The organism is Actinomadura rifamycini DSM 43936 (genome assembly GCF_000425065.1).
Classification (GTDB): domain Bacteria; phylum Actinomycetota; class Actinomycetes; order Streptosporangiales; family Streptosporangiaceae; genus Spirillospora; species Spirillospora rifamycini.
On sequence record NZ_AULB01000008.1, the window covers coordinates 34,476 to 60,391 of the forward strand.

General features: G+C 74.6%; 30 protein-coding genes and 1 pseudogene. 16 read left to right on the plus strand and 15 right to left on the minus strand.

Translation table 11 applies throughout. The features are described from left to right. Positions 1 to 25: 25 nt before the first annotated feature. The 6 genes from H505_RS0105065 to H505_RS39920 all read right to left on the minus strand — a co-directional run bounded on the left by H505_RS0105065 (position 26) and on the right by H505_RS39920 (position 6,245). Entirely contained in the window at positions 26 to 709 is a 684-nt protein-coding gene (locus H505_RS0105065) for an ABC transporter permease (RefSeq protein ID WP_026401099.1), read from the minus strand. Next, entirely contained in the window at positions 706 to 1,353 is a 648-nt protein-coding gene (locus tag H505_RS0105070; RefSeq protein WP_026401100.1) for an ABC transporter permease, read from the minus strand. Before H505_RS0105070 ends, H505_RS0105065 begins: the two co-directional genes overlap by 4 nt. Further along, entirely contained in the window at positions 1,353 to 2,546 is a 1,194-nt protein-coding gene (locus H505_RS0105075; protein ID WP_026401101.1) for an ABC transporter ATP-binding protein, read from the minus strand. Before H505_RS0105075 ends, H505_RS0105070 begins: the two co-directional genes overlap by 1 nt. A gap of 154 nt (positions 2,547 to 2,700) precedes the next feature. Further along, positions 2,701 to 3,702: a LacI family DNA-binding transcriptional regulator gene (locus H505_RS0105080; RefSeq protein ID WP_026401102.1), complete on the minus strand. Its 1,002-nt coding sequence runs from the start codon at positions 3,700 to 3,702 to the stop codon at positions 2,701 to 2,703. Between the two features lie 46 nt (positions 3,703 to 3,748). Next, entirely contained in the window at positions 3,749 to 4,774 is a 1,026-nt protein-coding gene (locus H505_RS0105085; protein ID WP_157432910.1) for a hypothetical protein, read from the minus strand. Between the two features lie 157 nt (positions 4,775 to 4,931). Continuing rightward, complete coding sequence (locus H505_RS39920) at positions 4,932 to 6,245, minus strand: acyltransferase family protein (protein ID WP_051300278.1); 1,314 nt, start codon at positions 6,243 to 6,245, stop codon at positions 4,932 to 4,934. A gap of 217 nt (positions 6,246 to 6,462) precedes the next feature. Between H505_RS39920 and H505_RS0105095 the strand changes: the two genes are divergently transcribed. Then, positions 6,463 to 7,200 (plus strand): SGNH/GDSL hydrolase family protein, encoded by a 738-nt coding sequence (locus tag H505_RS0105095; protein WP_245592443.1) that lies wholly within the window; start codon positions 6,463 to 6,465, stop codon positions 7,198 to 7,200. A gap of 9 nt (positions 7,201 to 7,209) precedes the next feature. Here the strand turns inward: H505_RS0105095 and egtD are convergent, their stop codons facing one another. The 4 genes from egtD to egtA are packed head-to-tail and all read right to left on the minus strand — an operon-like array spanning position 7,210 to position 11,462. Further along, entirely contained in the window at positions 7,210 to 8,160 is a 951-nt protein-coding gene (gene egtD / locus H505_RS0105100) for an L-histidine N(alpha)-methyltransferase (protein WP_026401105.1), read from the minus strand. Between the two features lie 10 nt (positions 8,161 to 8,170). After that, complete coding sequence (egtC, locus tag H505_RS0105105; RefSeq protein WP_026401106.1) at positions 8,171 to 8,905, minus strand: ergothioneine biosynthesis protein EgtC; 735 nt, start codon at positions 8,903 to 8,905, stop codon at positions 8,171 to 8,173. Beyond that, positions 8,905 to 10,248, minus strand: a complete 1,344-nt coding sequence (gene egtB, locus H505_RS0105110) for an ergothioneine biosynthesis protein EgtB (RefSeq protein WP_026401107.1) — start codon at positions 10,246 to 10,248, stop codon at positions 8,905 to 8,907. The genes egtC and egtB overlap by 1 nt, the downstream gene beginning before the upstream one ends. Further along, positions 10,236 to 11,462 (minus strand): ergothioneine biosynthesis glutamate--cysteine ligase EgtA, encoded by a 1,227-nt coding sequence (egtA, locus tag H505_RS0105115; RefSeq protein WP_026401108.1) that lies wholly within the window; start codon positions 11,460 to 11,462, stop codon positions 10,236 to 10,238. The genes egtB and egtA overlap by 13 nt, the downstream gene beginning before the upstream one ends. A gap of 301 nt (positions 11,463 to 11,763) precedes the next feature. On the opposite strand from egtA, the gene H505_RS0105120 reads away from it, so the two are divergent. Continuing rightward, positions 11,764 to 13,017, plus strand: coding sequence for an RNA polymerase sigma factor (locus H505_RS0105120; RefSeq protein ID WP_026401109.1), 1,254 nt, complete (start codon positions 11,764 to 11,766; stop codon positions 13,015 to 13,017). Here H505_RS0105120 and H505_RS0105125 read toward each other — a convergent pair. Continuing rightward, positions 13,018 to 14,608, minus strand: a pseudogene (locus H505_RS0105125) (MFS transporter); the annotation flags it as partial. It lies immediately after the preceding gene. Positions 14,609 to 14,760: 152 nt separating this feature from the next. Here H505_RS0105125 and H505_RS0105130 point away from each other — a divergent pair. Further along, positions 14,761 to 15,396 carry a TetR family transcriptional regulator gene (locus H505_RS0105130; RefSeq protein WP_026401111.1) on the plus strand — a complete coding sequence of 212 codons (636 nt, stop codon included), beginning with the start codon at positions 14,761 to 14,763 and terminating at the stop codon, positions 15,394 to 15,396. A 6-nt stretch (positions 15,397 to 15,402) separates the two neighbouring features. Here the strand turns inward: H505_RS0105130 and H505_RS0105135 are convergent, their stop codons facing one another. Next, positions 15,403 to 15,969 (minus strand): TetR/AcrR family transcriptional regulator, encoded by a 567-nt coding sequence (locus H505_RS0105135; RefSeq protein WP_026401112.1) that lies wholly within the window; start codon positions 15,967 to 15,969, stop codon positions 15,403 to 15,405. Positions 15,970 to 16,040: 71 nt separating this feature from the next. Here H505_RS0105135 and H505_RS0105140 point away from each other — a divergent pair, with 71 nt between their 5' ends. The 11 genes from H505_RS0105140 to H505_RS51435 all read left to right on the plus strand — a co-directional run bounded on the left by H505_RS0105140 (position 16,041) and on the right by H505_RS51435 (position 23,287). Beyond that, positions 16,041 to 17,165, plus strand: coding sequence for an FAD-dependent monooxygenase (locus H505_RS0105140; RefSeq protein WP_026401113.1), 1,125 nt, complete (start codon positions 16,041 to 16,043; stop codon positions 17,163 to 17,165). 364 nt (positions 17,166 to 17,529) lie between these two features. Beyond that, complete coding sequence (locus tag H505_RS39925) at positions 17,530 to 17,868, plus strand: gas vesicle protein GvpO (protein WP_084549889.1); 339 nt, start codon at positions 17,530 to 17,532, stop codon at positions 17,866 to 17,868. A 66-nt stretch (positions 17,869 to 17,934) separates the two neighbouring features. After that, positions 17,935 to 18,384, plus strand: a complete 450-nt coding sequence (locus tag H505_RS0105150; protein ID WP_026401115.1) for a gas vesicle structural protein GvpA — start codon at positions 17,935 to 17,937, stop codon at positions 18,382 to 18,384. A 6-nt stretch (positions 18,385 to 18,390) separates the two neighbouring features. Continuing rightward, positions 18,391 to 19,104 (plus strand): GvpL/GvpF family gas vesicle protein, encoded by a 714-nt coding sequence (locus H505_RS0105155; protein ID WP_026401116.1) that lies wholly within the window; start codon positions 18,391 to 18,393, stop codon positions 19,102 to 19,104. 13 nt (positions 19,105 to 19,117) lie between these two features. Next, entirely contained in the window at positions 19,118 to 19,396 is a 279-nt protein-coding gene (locus H505_RS0105160; RefSeq protein WP_026401117.1) for a gas vesicle protein GvpG, read from the plus strand. Between the two features lies 1 nt (position 19,397). Next, a complete protein-coding gene (locus tag H505_RS39930) occupies positions 19,398 to 20,018 on the plus strand; it encodes a hypothetical protein (RefSeq protein ID WP_051300280.1) in 621 nt (206 codons plus the stop codon). Continuing rightward, positions 20,011 to 21,204: an SRPBCC family protein gene (locus H505_RS0105170; RefSeq protein WP_026401118.1), complete on the plus strand. Its 1,194-nt coding sequence runs from the start codon at positions 20,011 to 20,013 to the stop codon at positions 21,202 to 21,204. Before H505_RS39930 ends, H505_RS0105170 begins: the two co-directional genes overlap by 8 nt. A gap of 47 nt (positions 21,205 to 21,251) precedes the next feature. Then, the gene (locus H505_RS0105175; protein WP_026401119.1) at positions 21,252 to 21,659 is read left to right on the plus strand and encodes a gas vesicle protein; all 408 of its coding nucleotides are present in this window, start codon (positions 21,252 to 21,254) and stop codon (positions 21,657 to 21,659) included. After that, complete coding sequence (locus H505_RS39935; RefSeq protein ID WP_051300282.1) at positions 21,656 to 22,510, plus strand: GvpL/GvpF family gas vesicle protein; 855 nt, start codon at positions 21,656 to 21,658, stop codon at positions 22,508 to 22,510. Before H505_RS0105175 ends, H505_RS39935 begins: the two co-directional genes overlap by 4 nt. Then, positions 22,500 to 22,712: a gas vesicle protein gene (locus tag H505_RS0105185; protein WP_211238396.1), complete on the plus strand. Its 213-nt coding sequence runs from the start codon at positions 22,500 to 22,502 to the stop codon at positions 22,710 to 22,712. Before H505_RS39935 ends, H505_RS0105185 begins: the two co-directional genes overlap by 11 nt. Before the next feature lie 5 nt (positions 22,713 to 22,717). Further along, a complete protein-coding gene (locus tag H505_RS51435) occupies positions 22,718 to 23,287 on the plus strand; it encodes a gas vesicle protein K (protein ID WP_245592444.1) in 570 nt (189 codons plus the stop codon). A 3-nt stretch (positions 23,288 to 23,290) separates the two neighbouring features. Here the strand turns inward: H505_RS51435 and H505_RS0105195 are convergent, their stop codons facing one another. Together H505_RS0105195 and H505_RS0105200 are read right to left on the minus strand one after the other, a co-directional pair. Further along, positions 23,291 to 23,680, minus strand: a complete 390-nt coding sequence (locus tag H505_RS0105195; RefSeq protein WP_026401122.1) for a VOC family protein — start codon at positions 23,678 to 23,680, stop codon at positions 23,291 to 23,293. Next, positions 23,677 to 23,976, minus strand: a complete 300-nt coding sequence (locus tag H505_RS0105200) for an ArsR/SmtB family transcription factor (RefSeq protein WP_199748168.1) — start codon at positions 23,974 to 23,976, stop codon at positions 23,677 to 23,679. Before H505_RS0105200 ends, H505_RS0105195 begins: the two co-directional genes overlap by 4 nt. A gap of 181 nt (positions 23,977 to 24,157) precedes the next feature. Between H505_RS0105200 and H505_RS0105205 the strand changes: the two genes are divergently transcribed. Further along, entirely contained in the window at positions 24,158 to 24,754 is a 597-nt protein-coding gene (locus H505_RS0105205; protein WP_026401124.1) for a dihydrofolate reductase family protein, read from the plus strand. Positions 24,755 to 24,760: 6 nt separating this feature from the next. Here H505_RS0105205 and H505_RS0105210 read toward each other — a convergent pair whose 3' ends face one another. Then, positions 24,761 to 25,126: a YybH family protein gene (locus H505_RS0105210; RefSeq protein ID WP_026401125.1), complete on the minus strand. Its 366-nt coding sequence runs from the start codon at positions 25,124 to 25,126 to the stop codon at positions 24,761 to 24,763. A 142-nt stretch (positions 25,127 to 25,268) separates the two neighbouring features. Here H505_RS0105210 and H505_RS0105215 point away from each other — a divergent pair, with 142 nt between their 5' ends. Further along, on the plus strand, positions 25,269 to 25,850 hold the full coding sequence (locus tag H505_RS0105215) for an HD domain-containing protein (RefSeq protein ID WP_026401126.1): 582 nt from the start codon (positions 25,269 to 25,271) through the stop codon (positions 25,848 to 25,850). The last annotated feature ends 66 nt before the right edge of the window (positions 25,851 to 25,916 follow it).

A 25,916-nucleotide genomic window follows, 5' to 3' on the forward strand; every position in this document is an offset into this window, starting at 1 on the left:
TGTGCGTTTCCTTCCGTGGGGACGGTCAGGAGCGGGCCGTTCCGAGCAGGCCCGGGGAGACGAGGAGGCGGCGCAGCACCGCGAAGACCAGCTGGACGAGCAGCGCGAGCGCCACGACGAGGACGGTGCCGCCCACGACGAGCTGGTAGTCGTTGCGGGCGAGTCCGTCGATGATGTAGCGGCCGAGGCCCCCGAAGCCGGGGTAGGCGGCGAGGGTCGCGGTGGCGACGACCTGGATCGCGGACGTGCGCAGGCCGAGCAGGATCAGCGGCATCGCCATCGGCAGCTCGGCGCGCCACAGGACGCTCCACCCGGTCATGCCCATGCCGCGCGCGGCGTCGCGGGCGTCGGCGTCGACGCCGCGGACCCCCTCGTAGGTGTTGACGAGGATCGGCGGGACGGCCAGCGCCACCAGGGCGATCAGGACCGGGGTGATGCTGTAGTCGATCACGACGATGACCAGGACGAGCCCGAACGTGGGGATCGCGCGGGCGATGTTGGCGACACCGGTCGCGAGGAACCCGCCGCGGCCGGTGTGCCCGACGAGCAGGCCGAGCGCGAGCCCGATCAGCGTGGCGAAGAACAGCGACGTCCCGCTGTAGACGAGGTGCTGCCAGAGGCGGTGCGGGATGCCGCCCTCGCCCTCCCACTGCTCGCCCGACGTCAGCCACGTCCAGGACAGGTCGATCTGGTTCCACACATCGTTCATGACGCACCTCGCGCGCGGGCCCACGGGGTCAGGAAGCGCTGCAGCGCGACGAGGAGCGCGTCGGTGACGAGCGCGAGCGCGACGATCAGCACCGAGGCGGCGAGGATCTGCGTCGGGAACTGCAGCTGGTACCCGCGGACGATGTCGTAGCCGAGGCCGCCCTGCCCGATGAGCTGCCCGACGGCGACGAGGCTGATGGACGAGACGGCGGCGACGCGCGTCCCGGCGATGACGACCGGCACGGCGATCGGCAGCTCGACGCGGACCAGCCGGCGCAGCGGGCCGAAGCCCATCGCGGTGGCGGCCTGCCGCACGGGTTCGGACACCGAGCCGAGGCCGTCCACGACGTTCGGGACGAGGACCGACAGGCTGTACAGGGTCAGCGGAATGATCACCGTGGAGGGGGTCAGCCCGGTGTACTGGATGAAGACCATGAACAGCGCCAGCGACGGGATCGCGTACAGGACGTTCGCGAGCGTCAGCGCCGGCGGGTACAGCCAGCCGTAGCGGCGGCACAGCACGCCGAGCGGCAGCGAGATCAGCAGTCCGAACAGCACCGGCAGGAGCGCGAGGCGGAGGTGGAGCAGGGCGTTCTCGGACAGGTCGGCGGTGTGCTCGCCGATCCAGCCCCAGTCGATCTCCATCAGGCGGACGCCCCGTCCTCGCCGCTCGGCACCGTGGCCGCGGGGGACGGCGCGGACGGCGCCGCGGGCGGAGGCTCGGGCGGGGACTCGGGCCGCACGCGGGTGCCGGAGGCGCTGATCGCGGCGCCGAGGTCGGCCTGGTCGGCGAGGCCCAGCACGCGCCCCTCGCCGTCCACCGCGACGGCCCGGCCGGACGGCGACAGGATCGCGGCGTCCAGCGCGGCGCGCAGCGAGTCGCCCTCGATGGAGAACGAGTGCCCGATGGGGGCGAGCCGCGCGTCGGCGAGGACGCCCTCCGCGGGGAGCGCGTCGGCGGCGGCCCAGCCGAGCGGGCGGCCCGCGACGTCGACGACGAGCGTCCAGCCGTCCGCGGCGTCCCGGGCCTGCTCGACCGGCGCGTCCGCGGGCAGGATGCCCCGCTCGGACAGCGGCGCCTCGGCGGCGGGGACGAACGAGAGGCTGCGGATGCCGCGGTCGTGCCCGATGAACCCGGCGACGAAGTCGTCGGCGGGGCGGGCGAGGAGGTTCCGCGGGCTGTCGACCTGGACGAGCTCGCCGCCCGTCCGGAACACGGCGATGCGGTCGCCGAGCTTGATCGCCTCGTCGATGTCGTGGGTGACGAACACGATGGTCTTGTGCAGTTCGTCCTGGAGGCGGAGGAACTCGTCCTGCAGTTCGGCGCGGACGACCGGGTCGACGGCGCTGAACGGCTCGTCCATCAGCATGATCGGGGGGTCGGCGGCGAGCGCGCGCGCCACGCCCACCCGCTGCTGCTGCCCGCCGGAGAGCTGGAACGGGTAGCGCTTCGCCATCGCCGGCTCCAGCCCGACGAGCTTCATGAGCTCGTGGGCCCGGTCGCGGGTCTCCTTCTTCTTCCGGCCCAGCAGCCGGGGCACGGTCGCGATGTTGTCCTCGACGGTGCGGTGCGGGAACAGCCCGGCGTGCTGGATGACGTAGCCGATGCCGCGGCGGAGTTCGGCGGGCTTGCGGTCGCGGACGTCGCGGCCGTCGATGAGCACCCGGCCCGCGGTGGGGTCGACCATCCGGTTGATGGTGCGCAGCGCGGTGGTCTTGCCGCCGCCGGACGTCCCGACGAACACGGTGATCCGGCCGGTGGGGCACTCCAGGCTGACGTCGTCGAGCGCGACGGTGCCGTCGGGGTAGCGCTTGGTGACGCCCTCAAAGGTGATCAAACGGGATCACGTCCTCGCTGGGCGCCGGAGACGCCGATGTTCGATTTCGGCCATCTGCCCAACCGTAGCCAATGGGTACCGCACGTGCAGCGCCCCAATATGACCGAAACGTCGCCTATACAGGCCGATAGCCCGACTCGATGTGACGGTCGCCTCATTCACCGCCCGTCGACGTCCGGACGCGCAGCGCCGGTTCGCGGACGACGCGGCCGCCCCGGGCCCCGCCGTCCGCAGCGCCGTCGCCGGCACCGTCGCCGGCACCGTCGACGCCGCCGACGACCAGTCCGACGGCCGCCTCGACGATGCCGTCGATGTCCCAGTCGACGCTCGTCAGCGGCGGGGTCAGCAGCGCCGACATCGGATGGTCGTCGTACCCGCAGACGGCGACGTCGCCCGGCACGTCCAGGCCGAGTTCCCGGGTCGCGGCGTACACGCCGTAGGCCATCGAGTCGGTGAAGCAGAACACCGCCGACGGACGGTCCGGCCCCCCGAGCACGCGCAGCGCGGCGTCCGTCGCGGCGGCGAGGCCCTGCGGGACCGCGACGACGTCCGCGCGCAGCCCGAGCCGTCCGGCCTCGGCGTCGACGTGCACGTCCGCCGGACGGTCCGGGGTGCTGGCGCGGGTGGCGGTGAACACCGCGAGGTGCCGGTGCCCGAGGCCGCGCAGATGCTCCAGGGCGAGCGTGACGCCGCGCCGGTTGTCGAACACGACCTCGCCGTGCGACCGCCCGCCGTGCAGCGCGTCCCCGATCGACACCACCGGCAGGGCGCCGCCGATCTCGGCCCACAGCGCGGCGGCCGGGTCGAGCGGCTGCACGATGAGGCCGTCCACCCGCTGGTCGCGCAGCCGCCGGGCGAGCGCGAGCTCCCGCTCCGGGTCGCCGCCCGCGTCGACGATGAGGGCGTACCGGTCGCGGGCGAGCAGCGCGCGGCCGATGCCGACCGCGAGCGACTGCTGCCAGTAGTCCTCCAGCGAGCCGCACAGCAGCCCGATCTGCCCGGTGCGCCCGCTGGCGAGCGCGCGGGCGATCGGGTGCGCCTCGTAGCCGAGCCGCTCGGCGGCCGCGCGGACCCGCGCCTGCGTCTCCTCCGACGTCTGGACGCCGCGGAGCGCGTACGAGACGGCGGCGGGCGACAGGCCCGTCTCCTCGGCCACTTCCCGGATGGTCGCGCGTTTCCCCCTCGCCGCCATCCTTCACACCCTAGGCGGCGGGGCCGACAGGGCGCCGGTCGAGCCACCGGTCCGTCACCGCGCACACGGCGACGGCCGTGCCGAAGCACACGGCCGCGCCCCTGAGCAGGCCCGCCTCGTAGTACACGTCCGTCACCGCGCGGACGGCGGCGAACCCCGCGAGCCCGCCCGCGGCGAGCGCGGCGGACGCCTGCCCGCACCACAGGAGCGTCCGGCGCGGACCGGCGCCCGCCAGGGCCGCCCGCAGCGCGAGCCCCGCCGCCGCGCCGCACACCAGCAGCCCGGCCGCGCCCGCGAGCGGCGGCGAGCCCAGGTTCGGGCCGTACCGGACCGCGAGCGCGGGCACCAGGAACAGGACGAGCGCGTACCGCAGCGCGTGCCGCACGCTCGCCACCGCCCGTCCCGGCTCGCCGCCGGGCAGCCGCCCGGCCGCCAGGCGCGCCGCCGCGAGTACGGCCGCGGCGGCCACCGCGCCCGGCAGCCGCCCGCCCAGATGCCCGAGGTTGTAGAGCAGCGCGGTGTCGTACACCGTGAGCACCAGGTGGCCCAGGGCCCAGACGGACGCGGCGAAGGCGAGGAGCCGCGCGGGCGACGAGACCCGCGGGCCGCCGTCCCCGTCCCGCCGCGCGAGCCACCGGACGAGCGGGGGCGTGACCGCCGCCGCGCACCCCCGGATCGCGATGTCCTCGGTCGTGTACGGGTTGCGCAGCCCCCACTCCACGGCGCAGAACACGAACGTGTACGACAGGGACGCCGCCCAGACGAGCCACGACCCCGCGACGCGCCGGTACAGCCCGCGGTCCAGCCACCGCAGGACCGTCACGTAGGCGAGCAGCACGAAGGGCAGTTCGAGGAACGCCTGCACCCGCAGGACGGACGGAGCCAGCAGTTCGGGCCCGGGAACCCGTTCGGCGACCGCCCGCATCGCCGGACCGTCCGCCAGCGCGAACCACCCCTCGGGCAGGTACCGCGCCACGAACGCGGCGTCGCCGCCGTGCACCCGGAGCACGTAGACCGTGAACAGCACCTGGTTCACGTACACGAGCGCCGCAACGATCCCCAGGACGGCCTCGGGGCACGCGAACCGGGAGAGAACCGGTCGGCCTTCGTTCCTCAGGCCGCCCGGGAGAAGGACCCCCCGGCGCGGGACGTCGCCCTCCGGGTGCGGGTCTTCGTCGTCGTTTCGGTGGTCGTCATGGGGCGGGGTGGGGTGGAACCTTGGGCGGGCGGTCGCCGCGAGGGTCGCCGCCGTCGATGCCAGGACCGCGGCGTCCCCCCAGAGCCTCATGCCGCGCCAACCTAGTGCCGGCCGCCCCGGCGGCGCGCACCGGTTCGAGGGACGCGCGGAGGCGCGCCTTCATCCAGCGCGCGGCGGGGCCCTCCACCAGCCGGTGCACGGCGTAGGACAGCAGCAGGGACGCGGCGACGGTGGCGGCGAGCGCGCCCCAGCGGCCGGCGGCCGGGTACAGGGCGTCGACGAGCGGCAGGGCGAGCTGCGAGTGCACGAGGTACAGCGGGTAGGTCAGCGCGCCGAGGACGGTCAGCCCGCGCCAGCGGATCCACCTGAGCCTGCCCAGCGCGACGAGGCTCATCAGCGCGAAGATGCCGGTGACGGCCACGCCGACGGCGATCTCGTTCGCCTCTTCCCACGCCGTGCGCGCGCGCCACGCGCCCCAGTGCAGGGCCAGGAGCCACGACACGGCGACGTATCCCCACAGGAGCAGGGTGGGGCCGAACTTGTAGATCATGAACAGGGCCATGCCGCCGATGAAGTACGGGCTCCACGTCGGCAGCAGCATGACCTGGAGCAGTTCGTTGTCCGCCTGGTTGGCGTAGAGGCCGCCGAACAGCCAGGCGGCCATGAAGACGAGGCAGGAGCGGTACGTAATGCCGATTCCAGCGAGGACAGCGACGAGCACGTAGAAGTGGAGCTCGACCCAGAGCGTCCAGTACACGGCGTCCACGTTCCGGACGTCGAGACCGCCCTGCAGCATCGTCAGGTTGGGGATGACGAGGCCCGGCGCGCCGTGCCCCATCCGGAACACCGCGTACACGGCGGCGCCGAGCAGCACGCTGAACCAGTACGCCGGCATGAGGCGGACGAGGCGGGAGACGCCGAACTCGCCGGGCCCGCGTCCCCACGCGCTCAGCAGGATCACGAATCCGCTGATGACGAAGAACAGGTCGACGCCGAGGTACCCGTAGCTCGTCACGGCGCCGAGGCCGGGGAAGACGTCCAGCGAGGGCTCCGGCCACGGGCCGGCGCCGTCGAAGCCGGTGAAGTGGTACAGCACCACCGCGACCGCCGCGAGGAAGCGCAGCAGGTCCAGCTCGCGGAGCCGGCCGTGCCCGGTGCGTGCGGGCGCGGGGAGCGGCGGCAGGTCCCGCGGGCCCGCGTCCCGCGGGGGGCGGTCGTCCGGGGGGAGGGCGGGCGGGGGGAGGTCGGGCCGGGACCGGACCGCCGTCGGCGGCGCCGCGTCCGCGGGCGGGGATTCGTGTCGGGTCACCGGCGGAACCCTCTCGGCGCCGGGTTTCCCGGCGCGTACCCGGACGTGAGGAACGGGTGAACGGCCGGTGTAGGTCAGACCTCCGGACGGGCGACACGCGGCGGGGGGCGCGGGCGGTCCGCTCACGGGAGGGTGTCCGGATCAGTAAGATACGGATGCATCCCCCAGTTCTTGGACGGTCTCCATGTACCTTCGCCGCGCCCGTCGCGGCGCGGCGTTGACGCTGTGCCTTGCCGTGCTGGCCGGCCCGTGGGCCGTCGCGGGCTGCTCGGCGGTCGCCAACCCGGTGCACAGCTCCGCCGTGGCGGACGAGCCGTCCGCACCGGCGTCGGGCGCCCCGCGGACCGCGCCGCCCGTGGTGATGTTCCTCGGCGACAGCTACACGGTCGGCGAGGTCGGGGTCGCGCCGGAGGAGACGTACGCGTCCGGGACGGCGCGGCTGCTCGGCTGGCAGGTGATCGTCGGCGGGCGCGGCGGCACCGGGTTCGTGAAGACGACGAACGGCCGCGACGACTTCCTGGGCCTGTTCGAGATGCAGCTCGGCTGGCGGCCCGCGCCGGACATGCTGGTGGTGTCCGGCGGCCACAACGACCGGCGGGTGCCGCCCGCGGAGGTCGCGGCGGCCGCGCGGACGCTGCTGGACCGCGCGGCGCAGCGGTGGCCCGGCACGCGCCTGCTCCTGATGGGGCCGATGTGGGGCAACGGGACCCCGACGCCGCAGGTGCTCGGCGTCCGGAACGCACTGCAGCAGCTCGCGGGGCGGCTCGGCATCCCGTTCGTCGACCCGCTCGCCGAGCAGTGGATCACCGGCGGCCGGGTGGGCGGCAACGCGTCCCGGTACATCAAGGCGGACGGCACCCACCCCACCCCGGAGGGCCACCGCTACCTGGCGTCCCGGCTGGCCGCCGCCGTCGAGCGCCTGGGGCTGTCCGCGCCGGTGCGGCAGACGCCGTAGCGGGCGGCGTCACGCGGGACGGGCGAGGCTGAGCGAGAAGTCGCCGGCGGGATCGGTCCAGAACTCGGTGAGGGCGAGGCCCGCGGCGCCCAGCTCGCTCTCGAGGCGGTCGCGCCGGAACTTCGCGGAGATCTCGGTGCGCATCTCCTCGCCCGCGGCGAACGACACGTCGAGGTCGAGGCCGCCGATGCGCACGTCCTGGTCGCGGCGGGAGCGCAGCCGCATCTCGATCCACTCCTCCGCCGCGTTCCAGCAGGCGACGTGCTCGAACGCGGACGGGTCGAAGTCGGCGTCCAGTTCGCGGTTCAGCACCCGCAGGACGTTCCGGTCGAACTCGGCGGTGACGCCGGCGGCGTCGTCGTAGGCGCGGACGAGCCGGTCGGGGTCCTTGACGAGGTCGGCGCCGAGCAGGAGGAAGCCGTCGTCGCCGAGGGCGGCGCCGATGCCGCCGAGGAAGCCGATGCGGGCGGCGGGCGGCATGTTGCCGATCGTCCCGCCGAGGAACGCGACGAGCGTGCGCTCCCCGCCGGGGAGCAGGTGCAGGTGCTGCTCGTAGTCGGCGGCGACGGGCCGGACCGCGAGGCCCGGGTGGTCGGCGGCGATGCCGCGGGCGGCGTCCTCGAGGAAGTCGGCGCTGACGTCCACGGGTATGTAGGTCCGGAGGGTGCCGGAGAGGGCGTCGAGGAGGAGCCGGGTCTTCTCGCCCGACCCGGCGCCGAGCTCCAGGAGGGTGCGGGCGCCGGTCGCGGCGGCGATGTCGGGGGCGCGGGCGGTGAGGATCTCCCGCTCGCGCCGCGTCGGGTAGTACTCGTCGAGCGCGGTGATCTGCTCGAACAGCTCGCTGCCGCGCTCGTCGTAGAACCACTTGGGCGGGAGCGTCTTGGGCACGGCGGTGAGGCCCTCCCGGACGTCGGCGCGGAGCGACTTGGCGAGGTCGTCGGCGGTCAGGAACCGGTCCACGTGGTTCTCCTTACAGGGATTCGATGCGGACGCCGGACGCGCGGTCGGCGGTGACGAGGCTGCGGTCGGGGACGCGTTTCCACCCGGGGCCGCCGTCGAGCGGCTCGGACGCGACGCGGATCGCGTCGGCGTCCTCCCGGACGAACAGCGAGTCGCCCCACGTGGTCGCGGCGAGGGCCGCGCCGTCGGCGGCGAGCAGGTTGTAGCGGCCGGGGGCGAGCGCGGTGACGGCGGCGACGGTCGCGGCGAGGCCCGCGCCGAGCCCGGCGCCGTCCCGCCAGTGCCGCGCCGCGATGGCGAGCAGCGGGGCGGAGTCGAGCGGGGCGCGGGCGTCCGGGACGCGCGCGACGTCGCCGGCGAGCTCGCGGAGCCGGCCCTCGACCTCCGCGTAGCCCCGCACGACGCCGTTGTGGCTGAACAGCCGGCCTTCGGCGCGCAGCGGCTGGGCGCCCGACTCGTCCACCGGGAACCCGGCGGTCGCCGACCGGACGGCCGCGACCGCGCACGACGCCCGCACGGTCGCGGCGATCTCGCGGAACGACGCGTCCGTCCAGAGGGGCTGCGCCCGGCGGAACCGGACGGCCTCCCCCGCGGCGTACCAGCCGACGCCGTACCCGTCGGCGTTGAGGAGGTTGCCCTGCGTCATGCGGGGCGCGTACGCCTGCGTCTCGAGGGAGTGCTCACCGTCGTAGACGAGCGAGTGCAGCGTGCGTTCGGGGCCGAGGTACCCGAGGTGGCGGCACATCAGCGGGTCCCGGCGTCGCGCGCGCAGCGGAACCCGGAGAAGATCTGCCTCCTGATCGGGTAGTCCCAGTTGCGGAACGAGCCGCGGATCGCGAGCGGATGGGTCGCCCAGGAGCCTCCTCTGAGCACCTTGTATTCGGGTCCGAAGAAGACTTCCGAGTACTCCCTGTAGGGGAAGGAGCGGAATCCCGGGTAGCCGTGGAAGTCGGACGACGTCCACTCCCAGACGTCGCCGAGCATCCGGCGCACGCCGTAGGCGGACGCGCCCGACGCGTAGGAGCCTTCCTGGGACGGGCGAAGCGCGCGCTGCCCGAGGTTCGCGCGTCCTTCTTCGTACACCTCTCCCCACGGGTACTTGCGGGACCTCTGCACGGCGGGGTCCCAGCGTGCGGCCTTCTCCCATTCGGCTTCGGTGGGCAGCCGCTTGCCCGCCCACCGCGCGTAGGCGTCCGCCTCGTACCAGCACACGTGCTGGACGGGCTCGCCGGGCGGGACGGGTTCGGTGCGCCCGAACCTGCGGCGGAGCCACTGCCCGCCCTCGCGCCGCCAGAACGCCGGGGACCGCTTCCCGCTGCCGTTGCGCCACTCCCATCCGGCGGGCGTCCACCAGCGCGGGTCGTCGTACCCGCCGTCGTCCATGAACCGCGTGTAGGCGGCGTTCGACACCGGTTCGGCGTCGATGTAGTACGACGGCACGTCGACGATGTGCCCGGGGCGCTCGTTGTCGTACGCCCACGGCTCGTCCGACGTCCCCATCTGGAAGGGGCCGCCCTCGACCAGCACCTCGTCCCGCGTTCGGGCGCCGGGCTCCCGGACGGTCCCGCCGGGCGGGTCGAGGAGCGCGGGGGCGCCCGCGCGGAGCTGGTGGGTGGCGAGCATCGTCTCGTCGTGCATGTGCTCGTGCTGGACGACCATCCCGTACACGAATCCGCCGCCGGTGAGCGGGTCCGGGGTGTCGAACGGGACGGACGGCAGCGCGTCCAGTACCTTCGCGCGGACGGTCGAGATGTACGCGCGGGCCTCGTCCGGTGGGAGCAGCGGCAGCGACGGCCGCGCGGCGCGCGGATGCTCGAACGCGTCGTAGAGCCCGTCGATCTCCGGGCGCATGGCGTCGGCGCCCGCCGCCGCGCGCAGCAGCCACAGCTCCTCGTAGTTGCCGACGTGCGCGAGGTCCCACACGAGCGGCGACATCAGCGGCGACACCTGCGCGACCAGGTCGTCCTCGGCGAGGACGTCGGTGGTGAGGCCGAGGCTGCGGTCGCGGGACGCGCCGAGCTCGGTCGCGATCAGCTCCTTGAGGGCGTCCTCGTCGCGGACCGGTTCGGTCCGGGTCACAGGGGGCATGCCGGGTCCTCCTCGTGGACGGTGGTGTGCTCGGCCGGGTCGTCGGCGGGGCAGCGGCCGCGCTCGCAGGCCCGGCCTGCGTCGGCGGCGGCCGCCAGGACGAGCCCGGCCGCGCCGAGCCGGGGCAGCGCGTCGAGCGCGGCGGCGAAGCAGGCGCGGGCGGCGGCGGCCAGCGGCGGGTCGGCCGGGCCGGACCGCGCGGCCTCGGCCCAGCGGTCCGCGACCGGTTCGGCGGCGGCCTCGGCGAGCGCCGACGCCGCCGGGTCGTCCAGCAGCGCGGCGACGACGGCGACCGGGACGGCCCAGTACGGTCCGCGCAGCGCGTCGATCATCCGCAGTTCCAGCCAGCCGCGCGGCCGGACGGGCGGGAACAGCGTCGACAGGTGGTAGGCCAGGTCGTCCGGGCCGGGTTCGCCCTTGCCGAGCCACTCCAGGAACGACATGCCGGGGTCGGACACCCACTCGCCGGACGCGGTGTGGACGAGCATCACGCGGGCGTCCAGCGCGTACCGGGTCCACGCCTCGGCCGGGTCGCCGTCGCCGTCGCGCAGGACGGGGAGGGTGCGGCAGGGGTCGAGCTCGGTCCAGATGCCCTGCCGGGACGACCGGAGCCCGGTGCGGCGCCCGGCGCGGACGGGCGAGTTGGCGAACGCGGCGACCAGCACGGGGCCGAGCGCGTGGGCGAGCCGCCAGCGGCGGGCGGCGTCCGCGCGGTCGGCGCCGATGTCGACGCAGACCTGCACGGACGCGGTGGAGCACATCATGGCCTCGCCCGCGTCGGGGAACCCGCCGGAGACGAAGTAGTCGCGCATGCAGCGGTAGCGGGGGTGCTCGGCCTGGAAGCGGGGACGGCGGACGGGGTCGACGCCGTGCCCGGCGAGGGCGAGCCCGGCCGGGGCGAGGACGTCGCGGACGCGGGCGATGTCGCCGGCGAGCGCGGCGTGCAGGGCGGACAGGCCGGGGTAGGGCGCGGAGCTGAGTTCGAGCTGCCCCCCGGGTTCGTAGGTCACGGTGCTGCCGCCGGCCGGCGGCCCGGCCGCGGCGGCGTCGGCGTCCATGAGGGCGCGGACCTTCGCGGCGGGGACGTGCGCGGCGGGATCGGCGGCGTCGACCACGAACCACTCGGTCTCGGCGCCCACCGTCCCGGGCGGGCCGGTCTTGAAGCAGACCCCGTGTATGTGCTGGTAGACGTCGTCCACGGTCAGCCGGGTCACCCTTGACTCCTCTGGTCGGTCGACGGGTTCGGATCCTTCCCTGCTGAACCGCATCAGATATCCGGCGATTTTCATGATCTTCCTGAAATCTCCGTGAACATCACGGTTCGCACGCGTCCCGATCACCGTCCGTGGCATTCCGCGAATCACCCATTACCGGACTTCTCACCTCTTGACTGGACGCGCTACAGTCCCGATCACCACCGGTGTGCGCGCCTGCCGAAGGATGGGTTCCGAGCGATCGGGCCGATCGTGCGGGAGACCGGGCACCGGCCCCGCAGGCGGACGACGTGGAGGTCACATGCGCGCAGACACGGGTTCGCTTTACGACGCGCACGCGGACCGCCTCTACGCGTACTGCTGGTCCCTCGTCGGCGACCAGGTCGCGGCCGCCGCGCTCGGCGACGCGTTCGCCGCGGCCGTCCACCGGCCCCCGCGCGGCGACGGCGTCCTGTGGCTGTACTCCCTCGCCCGGACGGTCTGCGCCGACCGCGGCGCGTTCGCCCCGCGCGGCGGACCCCTGTTCGCCGACCCGGACCCGCTGCTGCGCGCCGCCGCGGCGCTGCCCTCCGACCACCGCGAGGCCCTGCTGCTCCAGGCGGGCGAGTGGCTGGACGTCCCCGACATCGCCCGGCTGCTCGGCGTCGCCCCCGACACCGCGGCGCAGCTCGTCGCGACCGCGCGGGCCCGGCTCGAACGGGCCGTCCTCGACATCCTCATGCGCGGCACCACCGAACCGCGGCTCGACCTCATCACCGCGTTCGAGAAGGGCAAGCTGCCGAAGCTGCTGGCCCGGCGTGCGCCCGCGCACGCGCCCGGCTGGCTGCGCGAGCGGGTCCTCGCCGCCTGCGAGGAGGAGGCGCGGCGGGACGTCCCCACGGTGACCGCCCCGATCCCGCTCGTGGTGCTGGGGCGGGACGCCCCCGCCGAGGACCGCCGCACCCGGCGCGGACTCTCGGGCGCCTGGTCGCGGGGCCTCGGCGCCGCCGCGGGCGTCGCGGCCTCGGCCGCCGCCGTCATCGGCCTGCTCGCGTCGTGGCCGACCGCCCGGGGCGCCGGGTCGTCGTCCACGATCGTCCCCTCGTCGGGCGAGGGCCGCACGCAGCCCGCGTCCGTCTCCCCCAACGGCACCGGCCGCGAACCGGCCGCCGCCGACTCCGGTCCCGCCGGGGTGGCGAGCCCGTACGGCGACGCGCGGCGGCCCGCCGGGAGCGGCGCGCCGGCCGGCGGCCCGGCCGCGGGTCCGGCGGGCGGCGCGTCCGGCGGGGCGGCGGGCGGGAGCACCGAGCGCCGCGCCCCCGCGCCCGCCTCGAAGCCCGCACCGGAGAAGTCGCCCGCGGACGGCGGCGGGAAGGGCACGCCGTCCCCGTCGGCCCCGCCGTCGTCGGCCCCGCCGTCCGACGGCACCCCGTCGGCCCCGCCGGAGCCGACTCCCCCGGACGGCTCCGCGCCCCCGACCTCTCCCCCGGACACCGGGACGCCCCCGCCGTCGGCGGAGCCGACGCCGCCCGGCACGCCGAGCCCCACCTCGAACCCCGCGCCGAACCCGGGCTGACCCGCGCCCGCCCGCGCTACAGGGCCGCCGCGCCCTCGACCGGGGACGAGCCCCGCCGGACGAGCAGCGCCGCGAGCACCGCGGCGGCGGCGACGGCCCCGGCGACGGTCAGCGACGTCTGGAAGCCGTCCATGAACGCCAGGTGGCTGCCGGTCGTGATCGCGTCGGCGGCGGGCCCCGGCGTGCCGGGCGGGACCGGCGCGACGCCCTGCGCCACGATGCCCTCCTGCCCGGCGAGGCTCCGGGCGGCGGCGTCCGGGACGCCCGCCTCCGTCAGCCGCCCGAACAGCACGTCGCCGACCCGGGTGGACAGCAGCACCCCGAGCACCGAGGTGCCGAGGACGCCGCCGACCTGCGACGCCGTCTGCTGCAGGCCCCCGGCGACGCCCGCGAGCCGCGGCGGCGCGTTGCCCACGATCGCCTCCGTCCCGGCGACGATCACCATGCCGAACGCCAGCCCCATCAGCACGAACCACGGCCACAGCTCGGCGTAGGGCGCGGCGGCGCCGACGCGCGACAGCCCGAGCAGCGCGGCGGCGGTGGACGCCATCCCGAGCGCCAGCGGCACGCGCGGCCCGAACCGGCTGGTCAGCATGCCCGCCACCGGCGACGCCACGATGAACACGGCCGTCATCGGCAGCAGCCGGACGCCCGCGTCGACGGGGCTCATCCCGTGCACCTGCTGCAGGTACAGCGTGATGAAGAAGATCGTGCCGAACATGGCGAAGAAGCCGAGGACGATCAGCCCGGTCGCCGCCGACAGCGACACCGACCGGAACAGGCTCAGCGGCAGCAGCGGGTTCTCCGCCCGCCGCTCGTTCCAGACGAACACCGCGAACAGCACCAGCGCCGCCGCGAACGACACGCGCGGGACGGGGTCCCCGAAGCCGTCCTCGCCCGCCCGGATCAGGCCCCACACCAGGGCGGACAGCGCGCCCGACAGCAGCGCGACCCCGGCGAGGTCGAACCGCCCCGCCGCGTCCTCGTCCCGCGACTCGCGGATCACCCACAGGCCCACGGCCAGCGCGACCAGCCCCAGCGGCGCGTTGACGAAGAACACCGACTCCCAGCTCACGTTCTCCACCAGCAGCCCGGCCACGATCGGGCCGCCGGCGATCGACACGCCGACCGTCGCGCCCCAGACGCCGATGGCGGTGTTGAGCCGCTCGGCGGGGAAGGTGTTGCGCAGGATCGCCAGGCTCGCCGGCTGGAGCAGCGCGCCCGCGAAGCCCTGCACGACCCGCCAGAAGATCACCATGCCGAGCCCGCCGGACACCCCGATGAGGACGCTCGACGCGGCGAACCCGACGACGCCCGCCAGGAACGTCCGGCGGCGTCCGAACCGGTCGGCGATCTTCCCGGCCGGGATCAGGGTCACGGCGAGCGCCAGCAGGTACGCGTTGGTCACCCACTGGAGGCCGGACAGGTCGGCCCCGAACTCCCGCGCGATCGCCGGGTTGGCGATGGCCACCACGGTCGCGTCGAGCCCGACCATCATCACGCCCAGCGCGACCGCGAGCAGCGTGAGCCAGGGATGCCCCCGCCCCGCCCGCTCCCGCGGCCGCACCGGCTTCTCGAGTACCTGCGTCATCCTTCGTCCTCCCGATCGGCAACCCCCTCAAAGTGTCATGGCATGACAGTTGTCGTCAAGCGCCGCGAGTCACAGCGCGACATCAGTCACAAAATGCCAATAGTCGGCCTCAGTCGCTTTACCTGCCACTACCCGGCCGTTAGGATTCGCCCATGACCGCGACCGTCCCCGACGCCCGGCCGCCCGGCCGCCGGGAGCGCAAGAAGCAGCGCACCCGCGAGGCCCTCGTCGACGCCGCGTTCGCCCTCTTCGCCGAGAAGGGGTACGACGCGACGACCGTCGAGGAGATCGCCGACGCGGTCGACGTGTCGTCCCGCACGTTCTTCCGCTACTTCGCCTCGAAGGAGGACGTGGCGCTCACCTTCCAGGACGAGCAGCTCCGCGCCGTCCTGCGCCTGCTGTCCGAGCGCCCGGCGGACGAGCCGATCATGACGGCGCTGCGCCGCACGGTCGTCCAGGTCTCCCGCGCCTGCGAGACGGGCGCGCTCGGCTTCACGCCGGAGCGGTTCGAGTGCCTGATCTCGATCACCACCGACAGCCCCGCCCTGTCGGCCGGCAGCCTGGAGCACGCGGCGCGCAAGCAGATGCTGCTCACCGAGGTCATCGCCGAGCGGATGGGCCTCGACCCCGCCACCGACCTGCGCCCGCACCTCGTCGCGGCCACCGCCACGGGCGCCTTCCGCACGGCCGCCGAGGCCCTGCACTCCCCCGGGATGGGCTACACGTCCCTCACCGAGGCCGTCGACGCCGCCTTCGCGATCCTGGAACGCGAACTCAACACGCTCTGACCCCGCTCAGCCCAGCAGGCCGGCGAGGAACCGGGCCGCGTCGCGCCGCAGCCCGTCCATCGTCGGGTCGTCGCCGGCGCCCGCGAGCGCGTAGAACATCACGCCCTCGGCGAAGACGACGAGCCGGCGCCCGTCCGCCTCTGGATCGGCGGACCCGAGGGCCTCCATCAGCGCCACCGCCGGCCTCGCGAAATGCCGGCCGCTCGCGTCGTACGCGCCCCGCAGCTCCGGACGGCGGGTGGCCTCCAGGGCCAGCTCGTAGCGCGCCAGCGTGCGCCGCCGGTCCCGGGTGATCTGCCCGTGCAGCAGCCGCGCCACCAGGTCGGCCGCGCCCTCCCGGTCCGCGGGGACATCGTCGACGGACACCGCGGCGAACTGCCGCTCCTCCAGCTCGTTCAGGCGCTCCAGCGTCAGCGCCAGCAGCGCCGCGCGGGTGCGCGCGACGTTGGAGGCGGCGCCCGGGGGCAGCCCGGCGGCCTCGTCCACCGCCCGGTGCGTCAGCCCGCGCATCCCGCGCTCGGCCAGCAGCGTGATGGCGGTCTCGGCGACCAGCTCGGCGCGCGGCGATCTCATGGCGACACACTACTTGCGTAGTCTCCACTACAGACGTAGTCTCCTCACTACGGACGTAGTGAGGAGTTCTCGTGAAAGCGATCGTGATCGGCGCCGGGATCGGCGGCCTCGCCGCCGCCGCGGCGCTCAAGGACCAGGGCTGGACAGTCCGCGTCCTGGAACGGTCCCCGGCGCTGGAGCCGGTCGGTTCGGGCCTCGCCGTCATGCCCAACGCGCTGCGCGCCCTCGACGTCCTCGGCGTCGGCGACCGGGTCCGGGCGCTCGCCGCGTTCGCCGGCGACGGCGGGATCCGGCGGCCGGACGGCGCCTGGCTGAGCCGCACCAGCGCGGAGGCCGCCGCCGAGCGCTTCGGCGACCCCACCGTCGTGATCCCGCGCGCCACCCTGGTCGGCCTGCTCCGGGACCTCCTCGACCCGGCGGAGATCCGGCTCGGCGTCGCCGTCGGGTCCGCGTCCCCCGGCGGGACGGTCGCGACCGCGGCGGGCGAGGAGAGCGCGGACCTCGTCGTGGCCGCCGACGGCATCGGCTCCGCGGTGCGCGCCGCCCTCTTCCCCGGCCGCCCCGGACCCCGCCCCACCGGCCTGACGGCATGGCGCCTGCTCACCGCCGACCCGCGCGAAAGCGGCGCGGCCTCCGAGACCTGGGGCCGCGGGCTGGTCTTCGGCGTCAACCCGCTCGCCGACGGCCGGGTCTACTGCTACGCCACCGCGCCCGCGCGCCCCGGCACGGCCGCCCCGGACGAGCGGCGCGAACTGCTGCGCCTCTTCGGCTCCTGGCACGACCCGATCCCGGACCTGCTGCGGCAGGCCGATCCGGCGACGATCCTGCGCAACGACATCTCCTCCCTGCCGCGCCCGCTCCCGGCCCTCCACCGCGGCCGGATCGTCCTGCTCGGAGACGCCGCCCATCCCATGACCCCCAACCTCGGCCAGGGCGCCTGCCAGGCGATCGAGGACGCCGTCGTGCTGGCCCACGAGGTCACGAAGGGCGGCGGCCCGGCCGGGTACACCGGCGCGCGGCTGGCCCGCACGGCGATGGTCATGGCGAAGTCGAGGCGGATCTCCCGCCTCACCCGGCTGGACGACCCGCTGAGGGTCGCCCTCCGCGACGCGGCGATGCGGGCGGCGGGCCGGCTCGGCCCGAACGTCGTCCTGCGGCAGGCCGCCCCGGTCGTCGACTGGAACCCGCCCGCCTGACGACCGGCGGCGGAAGAGAACGCAGCGAGGTCCGCCCCGCACCCGTCGAGACGGGTGCGGGGCGGACCTCGCTGCGAACGGCGCCTGCACGAGCCGCCCCTATGAGCGGCGTGCGCGAGCCGCCTGTATGAGCCGCATCACACCGTCTCGGAACGGCGGCTCCGCCGGGACATCCGCGATTCCCCCTGCATGCGCCTTTGCGCGCACGTTCCCCATGCCGTCCCGACCCGGCCCGGTCAAGGTCATCTCAAGACCGATTTGACCGAGAGGTGTGGATTTCGTGGAGCGGGTACGAAGGGGCCGTCCGCCACTAACAGAAGACGTGGCCGCCGACAACCCCCTGCCCCCGATTTCCGAGGAAACCATGGCGAAGAACGAACAGGACGACGGCGAGGACCGCGGCGCCTCGGAGACCTCCCGCGAGGACGGACGGGACGCGCCCCGCGTCTCCGCCCGCGAGGCCATCCGCGGCGCGGCCGTGCAGCTCACCGAGCTGCTCGGCGCCCAGCCGGACTCGGTTTCGGCGCTTCAGCCGCGGGACGGCGGCGGGTGGGTCGCGGACGTGGAGGTCGTGGAGATCGAACGGATCCCCGACACCTCCAGCGTCATGGCGACCTACCGGGTGACGCTCGACCAGCGGGGCGAGCTCATGGGGTACGAGCGCACGCGGCGGTACGCGCGCGGACAGCTGGACCGGGCCTGAGGGCGGCCGCCCCGAGCGGGCGGCGACTCCCCTACGGACCCAGCGCCATACGAAGGGAGCCCCCCAATGACCGTCATGCAACAGCAGCAGGCGCGCCCCTCCTCCGGTGGAGGGAGTTCGAGCCTCTACGACGTCCTCGAACTGATCCTCGACAAGGGACTGGTCATCGACGCGTTCGTCCGGGTCTCGCTGGTCGGCATCGAGATCCTCAAGATCGACGTGCGGGTCGTCGTGGCCAGCGTCGACACCTACCTGCGCTTCGCCGAAGCCTGCAACCGGCTCGACCTGGAGTCCGGCCGCAAGGCGCCGACGCAGCTCACCGACATCGTCGGCGACTCGGTGGAGAGCGGCGCCAAGGGCAAGTCGAAGGGCGCGCTGACCGGCGCGGTCGAGGCGTTCAGCGAGTCGCTGCAGCGCGGCCGGGACGGCGACGAGGAGGAGCCCGCCGAGCGCAAGAGCCGCTCGTCCTCGTCGTCCACCGCCCGCCGGAGCCCGCGGCGCAAGGAAGGCGAGTAAGCGACCATGCCGGTGTACGTCTACGCGATCACGGATGCGGAACACCCGCACCGCCTCGACGACCTGAAGGCCATCGGCGAGTCCGCCGGGCCGCCGACGACCGTCGCCGGACGGTCGCTGAAGGCGGTGGTCAGCGACGCCCCCGCCGACCTGCGGCCGAAGCGGCGCGAGGTGCTCGCGCACCAGGCCGTCCTGGAGCGGCTGCTCGAGGACGGCGCCGTCCTGCCGATGCGGTTCGGCTTCGTGGCCCCGAGCCACGACGAGGTCGCCGGCGCCCTCGACGAGAACGCCGACACCTACGCGGCGACGCTGGAGCGGCTCTCCGGCCGCGTCGAGTACCACCTCCGGTGCGGCCGCGACCAGGACGACGTGCTGCGCGAGATCCTCACCGAGTCGCCGGAGGCCCGGCGGCTCAACGAGGCCACCCGCCAGAACCCGTCCGCGCAGGGCGACCGGATGGCGCTCGGCGAGCTGATCTCCCAGGAGATCGTGCGGCGCAACGACGCCGACGCTCGGGAGATCGTGGACGCGCTCGCGCCCGCGGCCGCCGAGGTCGCGGCGGGCGAGGCGCGCGGCGAGCACTTCCTCGCCGTGTCCTTCCTCGTGGACCGGGCGCGCGCGACCGAGTTCGCCCGGCTCGTGGAGGCGGAGAAGGAGCGCCGCGGCGCCGGGTACGCGCTGACCCTGCACGGGCCGCTGCCGCCTTACAGCTTCGTCTGACCGGAGGACCGGCATGGGCCTGATCACGCAGGTGCTGACCCTCCCGCTGGCCCCCGTGCGGGGCGTCGGCTGGGTCCTGGACCAGGTGGTCCAGACCGCCGAGCGGGAGTACTACGACCCCGCGCCGGTCCGCGCCGAGCTGCGCGAGCTGGAGCAGGCGCTGCTCGACGGCCGGATCGACGAGGACGAGTTCGACCGCCGCGAGGACGAGCTGCTGGACCGGCTGGCCTGGCTGGAGGAGCGGTGGCGCGAGATCGGCGGCGACGGCCGCACGACCACGGAAACGAGATGAGATGCAGAGCAACGCGAAGATAGCCGTCGCGCTCGTGGGGGGCTACCTCCTCGGGCGCACGAAGAAGGCGAAGATGGCGATCGGGCTGGGCATGTTCCTGGCCGGCAAGAAGATCAGCCTCGACCCCCGCGAGCTGTCCCGGCTCGCGGCGGCGTCGCCGCTGGTGAGCGGGCTGAGCGACCAGGTGCGCAAGGACCTGGTCGACGGCACCCGGACGGCGCTGACGTCCGCGGTCACCCAGCGCGCGAACACCCTGGCCGACACGCTCCACGAGCGCACCCTCGACCTGGGCGACCCGCTCGGCCGCGGCGGCCGGGACGGCGGCGGGGCCGAGCCGGACACGGCGCGCGAGGACACGGACGCCGGCGCGGACGCCCCCGAGGGGGACACCCCCGAGGGGAACGCGGACGACGGGAAGCGCCGCGGCGGCGCCCGCAAGGCCGCGCCGGCGAAGGCGTCCAAGGCCGCCGAGCCGGCCGCGCGCCGGCCGGCGGGCAAGGCGGCGTCGGCCGGGCGGTCGGCCGGACGGTCCACCGCCCGCAAGACCGCCGGGACGGCGCGCAAGGCGGCGTCCGGCGGCCGGCGGAAGGCCGCCGACCGGGCCGGAGACGCCGATGGCTGAGTCGACGATGAGCAAGCTGAAGGACGACCTGGCCGGCGACCCCGCGACCGACCGGCTGAAGACCGAGCTGCAGTCCTACCTGCACGCACGCGCGCTGAAGGCCGTGTCGGGCCTGGGCGAGCGGATCGGCCAGGGCGCCGGGAGACTCGCCGAGGGCGGCGGCTCCCCCGGCGGGCTGCTGGGCGGGCTCGCCAGGGGCGGGCAGGCCATCGGCGACGGGAAGTCGCCCGCGCAGGCGGCCGTCAAGGCCGGCGGCTCCATGCTGAAGGACCGCGTGAAGTCGATGTTCGGCGGGGGCGGCAAGAAGGGCAAGGGCGGCGGCGGCAAGTCCAAGAGCGTCGTCATCATCGAGGACGTCGACGTGGGCGTCCCGGTGCGCACGGCCTACGACCAGTGGACGCAGTTCCAGGAGTTCGCGTCCTTCGCGAAGGGCGTCGTCAGCGTCGACCGGGCCGACGACACCAAGAGCAACTGGACGGCGAAGGTCGCCAAGTCCACGCGGAGCTGGCAGGCCACCGTCACCGAGCAGGTGCCGGACCGGCGCATCTCCTGGACGTCCGAGGGCGCGAAGGCCACGGTCAAGGGCGTGGTGACGTTCCACCCGATCACCGACGACCTCACCCGCGTGCTGCTGGTGCTCGAGTACTTCCCCAAGGGGCTGTTCGAGAAGACCGGCAACATCTGGCGGGCGCAGGGCCGCCGGGCCCGGCTCGACCTGAAGCTGTACCGCAAGTTCATCACGATGCGCGGCGAGGCCACGGACGGCTGGCGCGGCGAGATCCGCGACGGCGAGGTCGTCGTGGAGCACGACGACGCCGTCGAGGAGGAGGAACGCGCCCGCGAAGAGGAGGAGCGCGGTTCCGAGGGCGCGCACGAGGACGTCCACGAGGACGACGGGTACGCGGACGAACCGGCCGACGAGGCCGACGAGGCCGGCGCCGAGGAGTCCGAGTACGACGAGCGGGACGAGCGGGATGAGGGGGACGGGGACGACGAGCCCCGCGACCTCGACGAGACCGACGAGACCGACGAGACCGACGAGTACGACGACGAGCCGGACGAGGAGCCCGCGGACGAGTACGGGCCCGAGGACGCCGAGTACGACGAGCGGGACGAGGAGTACGAGGAGGAGCCCGACGAGGAGATCGACGATGAGCGCGAACGGGCCGGGGCCGGCCGCCGCTGACGCGGCCGCCGCGGCGCAGGACGACGACCGGACGAGGCTGGTGTGACATGTCCGACTCACTCGCGGGCCGCATGGGGCCCTCCACCGGCGTGAGCCCGTACGCGGCCCGCGACGGCGGTTCGTCGGCGAACCTCGCCGACATCCTGGAGCGGGTGCTCGACAAGGGCGTCGTGATCGCCGGCGACATCCAGATCAACCTGCTCGACATCGAGCTGCTGACCATCAAGCTCCGCCTGCTCGTCGCCTCCGTCGACAAGGCGAAGGAGATGGGCATCGACTGGTGGGAGCACGACCCGTCGCTCAGCTCGCACGCGCGGCGGCCCGCCGTCCAGGCGGGCACCCCGCGCGGGCGGGACTCGCTGGCGGAGGAGAACGCGCGGCTGCGCGAGGAGCTGGAGCGGCTGCGCGAGGTGGCCGGCCTGCCCGCCGCCGACCGGGAGGAGGACACCCGATGACCGTCGCACCGACCCCGACGACGACGGCCGAGCTGAGTTACGTGTACGCGGTGGGGCCGCGCGTCCCGGAGCTGGAGCGGGCCGTGCCGCGGCTCACGGGCCTGCTGGACCGGCCCGTCCACACCGTGGAGTCGGGCGGTCTCGCGGCGGTGGTCTCGAGCGTGCCGGAGGCGCAGTTCGGCGAGGAGGGCTTCAAGGCCCAGCTCGAGGACCTGGGACGGCTGGAGGTGATCGCGCGGACCCACCACGGGGTGGTCGACACCCTGTTCCGCGCGGTCACCGTCCTGCCGCTCCGGCTCGCGACCGTCTACCGCGACGACGCGCGCGTGGCGGCGATGCTGGACGAGTCGGGGCCCGAGTTCACGGCGCTGCTGGAGCGGCTCGCCGGGCACCTGGAGTGCGGCGTGAAGGTGTACGCGCTGCCGCCGGGCCCGCGGAGCGCCCCGTCCGCCCCGGCCCGGCCGGACGCCGCGCGGCCTGACGGCGGCGGGACCAACCCGGGCCGGGCCTACCTGCAGCGGCGCAAGGCGCAGCGCACCCGGCACGAGGACGCGGCGCGCGAGGCGGCGGAGACCTCCGCGCGGGTCCGCGAGGTGGCCGCGGCGCACGCCGTGGACCGGGTGGTGCACCGCCCGCAGCAGGGCGAACTCGCCACCGGGGAGGGCCGCAACATCACGAACGAGGCGTACCTGGTGCCGAAGGGGACGACCGACGCGTTCGCGGCGGCCATCCGGGAGGCGGCCCGGGACCTGCCGGGCGTGCGCGTCGAGGTGACCGGCCCGTGGGCGCCGTACAGCTTCGCCTCGCCGCCCGCCCCGCGCGCGGAGGACGGGGACCGGCGTGGGCGATGACGTCCTGCTGCGGGGGTTCGACGAGGAGCCGGCCCTCGCGGGCCACCAGGTCGCGTTGATCGACCTGCTGGACCGGCTGCTGAACAGCGGCGCCGTGCTGACCGGCGACCTGGTGCTGTCGATCGCCGACGTGGACCTCGTCCGGATCAACCTGCGCGCCGTCATCCATTCCGTCACGCCCGACGACCCGGCCCCTTGGTGATCTCTGTGCACGAACCCGCCGCCGACGCCCCCGACCCGGCCGGGCCCGCCGAACCGGCCCGGCCCGACCCGAAGCGCGTCCCGACCGAGACCGATACGAACAGGTCCGTCCCGACCCCGCCGGGACGCCGGCCCGCCACCGGCGGTCCCGGCGGTCCCGGCGGCCCCGAACGGCGGGGTCCCGCCCCGCCCGGCCGTCCCGCCCCGCCCGGCGACCTGCGGCTGGACGGGGTGGCCGACGCCGCCGCCCGCGCGTTCGAGCTGCTGCCCGCCCCGCCCGGCGAGCCGCGGGTGCCGTCCGTCGCCGAGCGGCTGAACACCGACCCGGAGACGGTCGAGCGCGACCTCGTGAAGCTCGTCCTGACCGTCGTGGAGCTGCTGCGCCAGCTCATGGAGCGCACGGCGCTGCACCGCGTCGACCAGGGGGACCTGACCGAGGAGCAGGAGGAGCGGATCGGCATGACGCTGATGACGCTCTACGACCGGATGGAGGACCTCTGCGAGCGCCACGGCCTGACGATGGACGAGCTGAACCTCGACCTCGGCCCGCTGGGCACCCTCCTGCCGCCCTCCTGACCGCTACCCGTTCAGCTGGGCGATCTGGATGAGGTTGCCGCAGGTGTCGTCGAGGACGGCCGTCGTGACGGGCCCCATGTCCACCGGTTCCTGCGTGAAACGGACGCCGAGGCCCGTCAGCCGCTCGTACTCGGCGCGGACGTCCGGCACGGCGAACGACGTGAGCGGGATGCCGTCCGCGACGAGCGCCTCCTTGAACGGCTTGGCGGCCGGGTGGGCGTCGGGCTCGAGGAGGAGCTCGACGCCGTCGGGGTCGTCCGGGGACACGACGGTGAGCCAGCGGTACTCGCCGGCGGGGGCGTCGGTCTTCTTCACGAACCCCAGCACCTCGGTGTAGAAGCGCTCGGCCCGCTCCTGGTCGTCGACGTAGACGCTGGTGATGTAGATCTTCATCGCTGCCTCGCATTCCGCTTGAGCCACCGGTCGGCGATGCGCTCAAGCGGTTCGGTGTCCAGGTCGTGGAACTTGTAGCGGCCCTCGCGCCGCGTCCGGACCAGTCCGGCGGCCTCGAGCACGGCGAGGTGCTGGCTGATCGCCTGCCGGGACGACGTGAGCCCGTGCTTGGTCGTGAGCCGCCCGCAGATCTCGAAGAGGGTCTGCCCGTCGCGCTCGGTCAGCTCGTCGAGGATCGTGCGCCGCGTCGGATCGGCCAGGGCCTTGAAGACGTCTTCCGCCACGCGCCCCAGCATAGGAAAGCTTCCACTTGCATATCAAGCCGGGACGTGCACGTTTATCGCCGCCCCGTCGAGGGATGGGGTCATCGGCACGGCGGCCGGAGCATTCTCCGGGGCGGGATGTCGAGAACCGGGCGGCGGCTCCGATCCATGGGCGAGGGCGCCCGCGAGGGGCGCCGCGAACGGAGGTTGCACGATGGGCGAGGTCACCTGCGACGTCACGATGTCCCTGGACGGCTACGTGGCGGGCCCGGAGCAGAGCCTGCGGAATCCGCTGGGCGAGGGCGGCGAGCGGCTGCACCGCTGGCAGTTCGAGCAGCGGGAGCGGAACGCCGCCGCGGTCGAGAAGATCACGGCGGCGGGCGCCTACATCATGGGCCGCCACATGTTCGCCCCCGACCGCGGCGCGTGGGACCTGGACTGGACGGGCTGGTGGGGCGAGGAGCCGCCGTACCACGCGCCGGTGTTCGTCCTGTCCCACCACCCGCGCGAGCCGGTGGCGATGCGGGGCGGGACGGTGTTCCACTTCGTCACCGACGGGATCGCGGCGGCGCTCGTCCGGGCCCGGGAGGCGGCGGGCGACCGGAACGTCGCGATCGCGGGCGGCGCGCAGACGATCGACCAGTACCTCGCCGCCGGGCTGATCGACGAGCTGCGGCTGCACGTGGCGCCGGTGGTCCTCGGCGGCGGCGCGCGGCTGTTCGACGGGGTGGGCGACCTCGCCCTGCGGGCGTCCGGCGACGCGCCGGGCACCGACCTGGTCACCCACCTCACCTACCGGATCTCCCGCTAGCCCCGGCTAACCCGCGGGCGGCACGAACTCCGGCTGGTCGATGACGCGCAGCCAGCTCCCGTCGGGCTGCCGCCGGACGACCTGGGCCCGGGCGCCCGCGCCGTCCCGCGGCGGCGTCGAGGTGAGCGCGATGTCCCCGTTGACGAGCGTGGGGAGCGGCTCCTCGGGCTCGAAGCGTGGGCGGTTCGCCAGGACCTTCTCCCACAGTTCGCGGATCGCCTCGCGGCCGACGGTGACGGCGCCCGGTGGGTACGCCAGCACGGCGTCCTCCGCGTACAGCGCCGCCACCCCGGCCGCGTCGCCCGCGTTGGAGCGCTCGACGAACAGGCGGGTGATGTCTTCGGGGCGCATGGCCTTCTCGTGATTCGGCATGCCTCCATCATCGAAGCCGGACCGGCCATAAGTCCAAGAGATGCTTCTTCTAACCATAAGAAGGAGCAGTTATAGACATGTACGAGCGACGCGGCCCGGCCGCTTCCCTCGTGAGCTCGCGATCGGTTGTTAAGATCCGGCAATGCGGCTTTTGAGTGACGAGGACGTTCGCGCGCTGCACGCCAAGTACGCCCCGACCCAGGAGGCGTTCGACCTCGTCCACTCGCACTGCGAGACCGTCTGGCGCATCGCCGAGCACCTGCTCGCGCGCCGCCCCCTCGACGTGGACGCCGAGCTGGTCCGCGTCGGTTGCCTCCTGCACGACATCGGCGTCTACCGGCTGTACGACGCGGACGGCGTGCTCGACCACGCGGGCTACATCCGGCACGGGATCCTCGGCCACGAGATCCTCGCCGACGAGGGGTTCCCCGAGGCCGTGTGCCGGTTCTGCTCGCACCACACCGGCGTGGGCCTCACCCGCGAGGACGTCCGCCGGCAGGGGCTGCCGCTCCCCGTCGCCGACTACCTCGCGGAGACGGTCGAGGAGGAGCTCGTCATGTACGCCGACAAGTTCCACAGCAAGAGCGACCCGCCCCGGTTCGTGTCCGCGGGCGAGTTCGCCCGGCACGTCCGCCGGTACGGGGACGACAAGGTCACCGCGTTCGAGGAGATGAGCGGCCGGTTCGGGCTGCCCGACCTGGCCGCCGTCCGCGCACCCGGCTGACCCCGGTCCGCCCGCCGCCGACGGGCGGGCCGGCGGGCGGGCCGGGTGCGCCGGGCACCTCCCCCG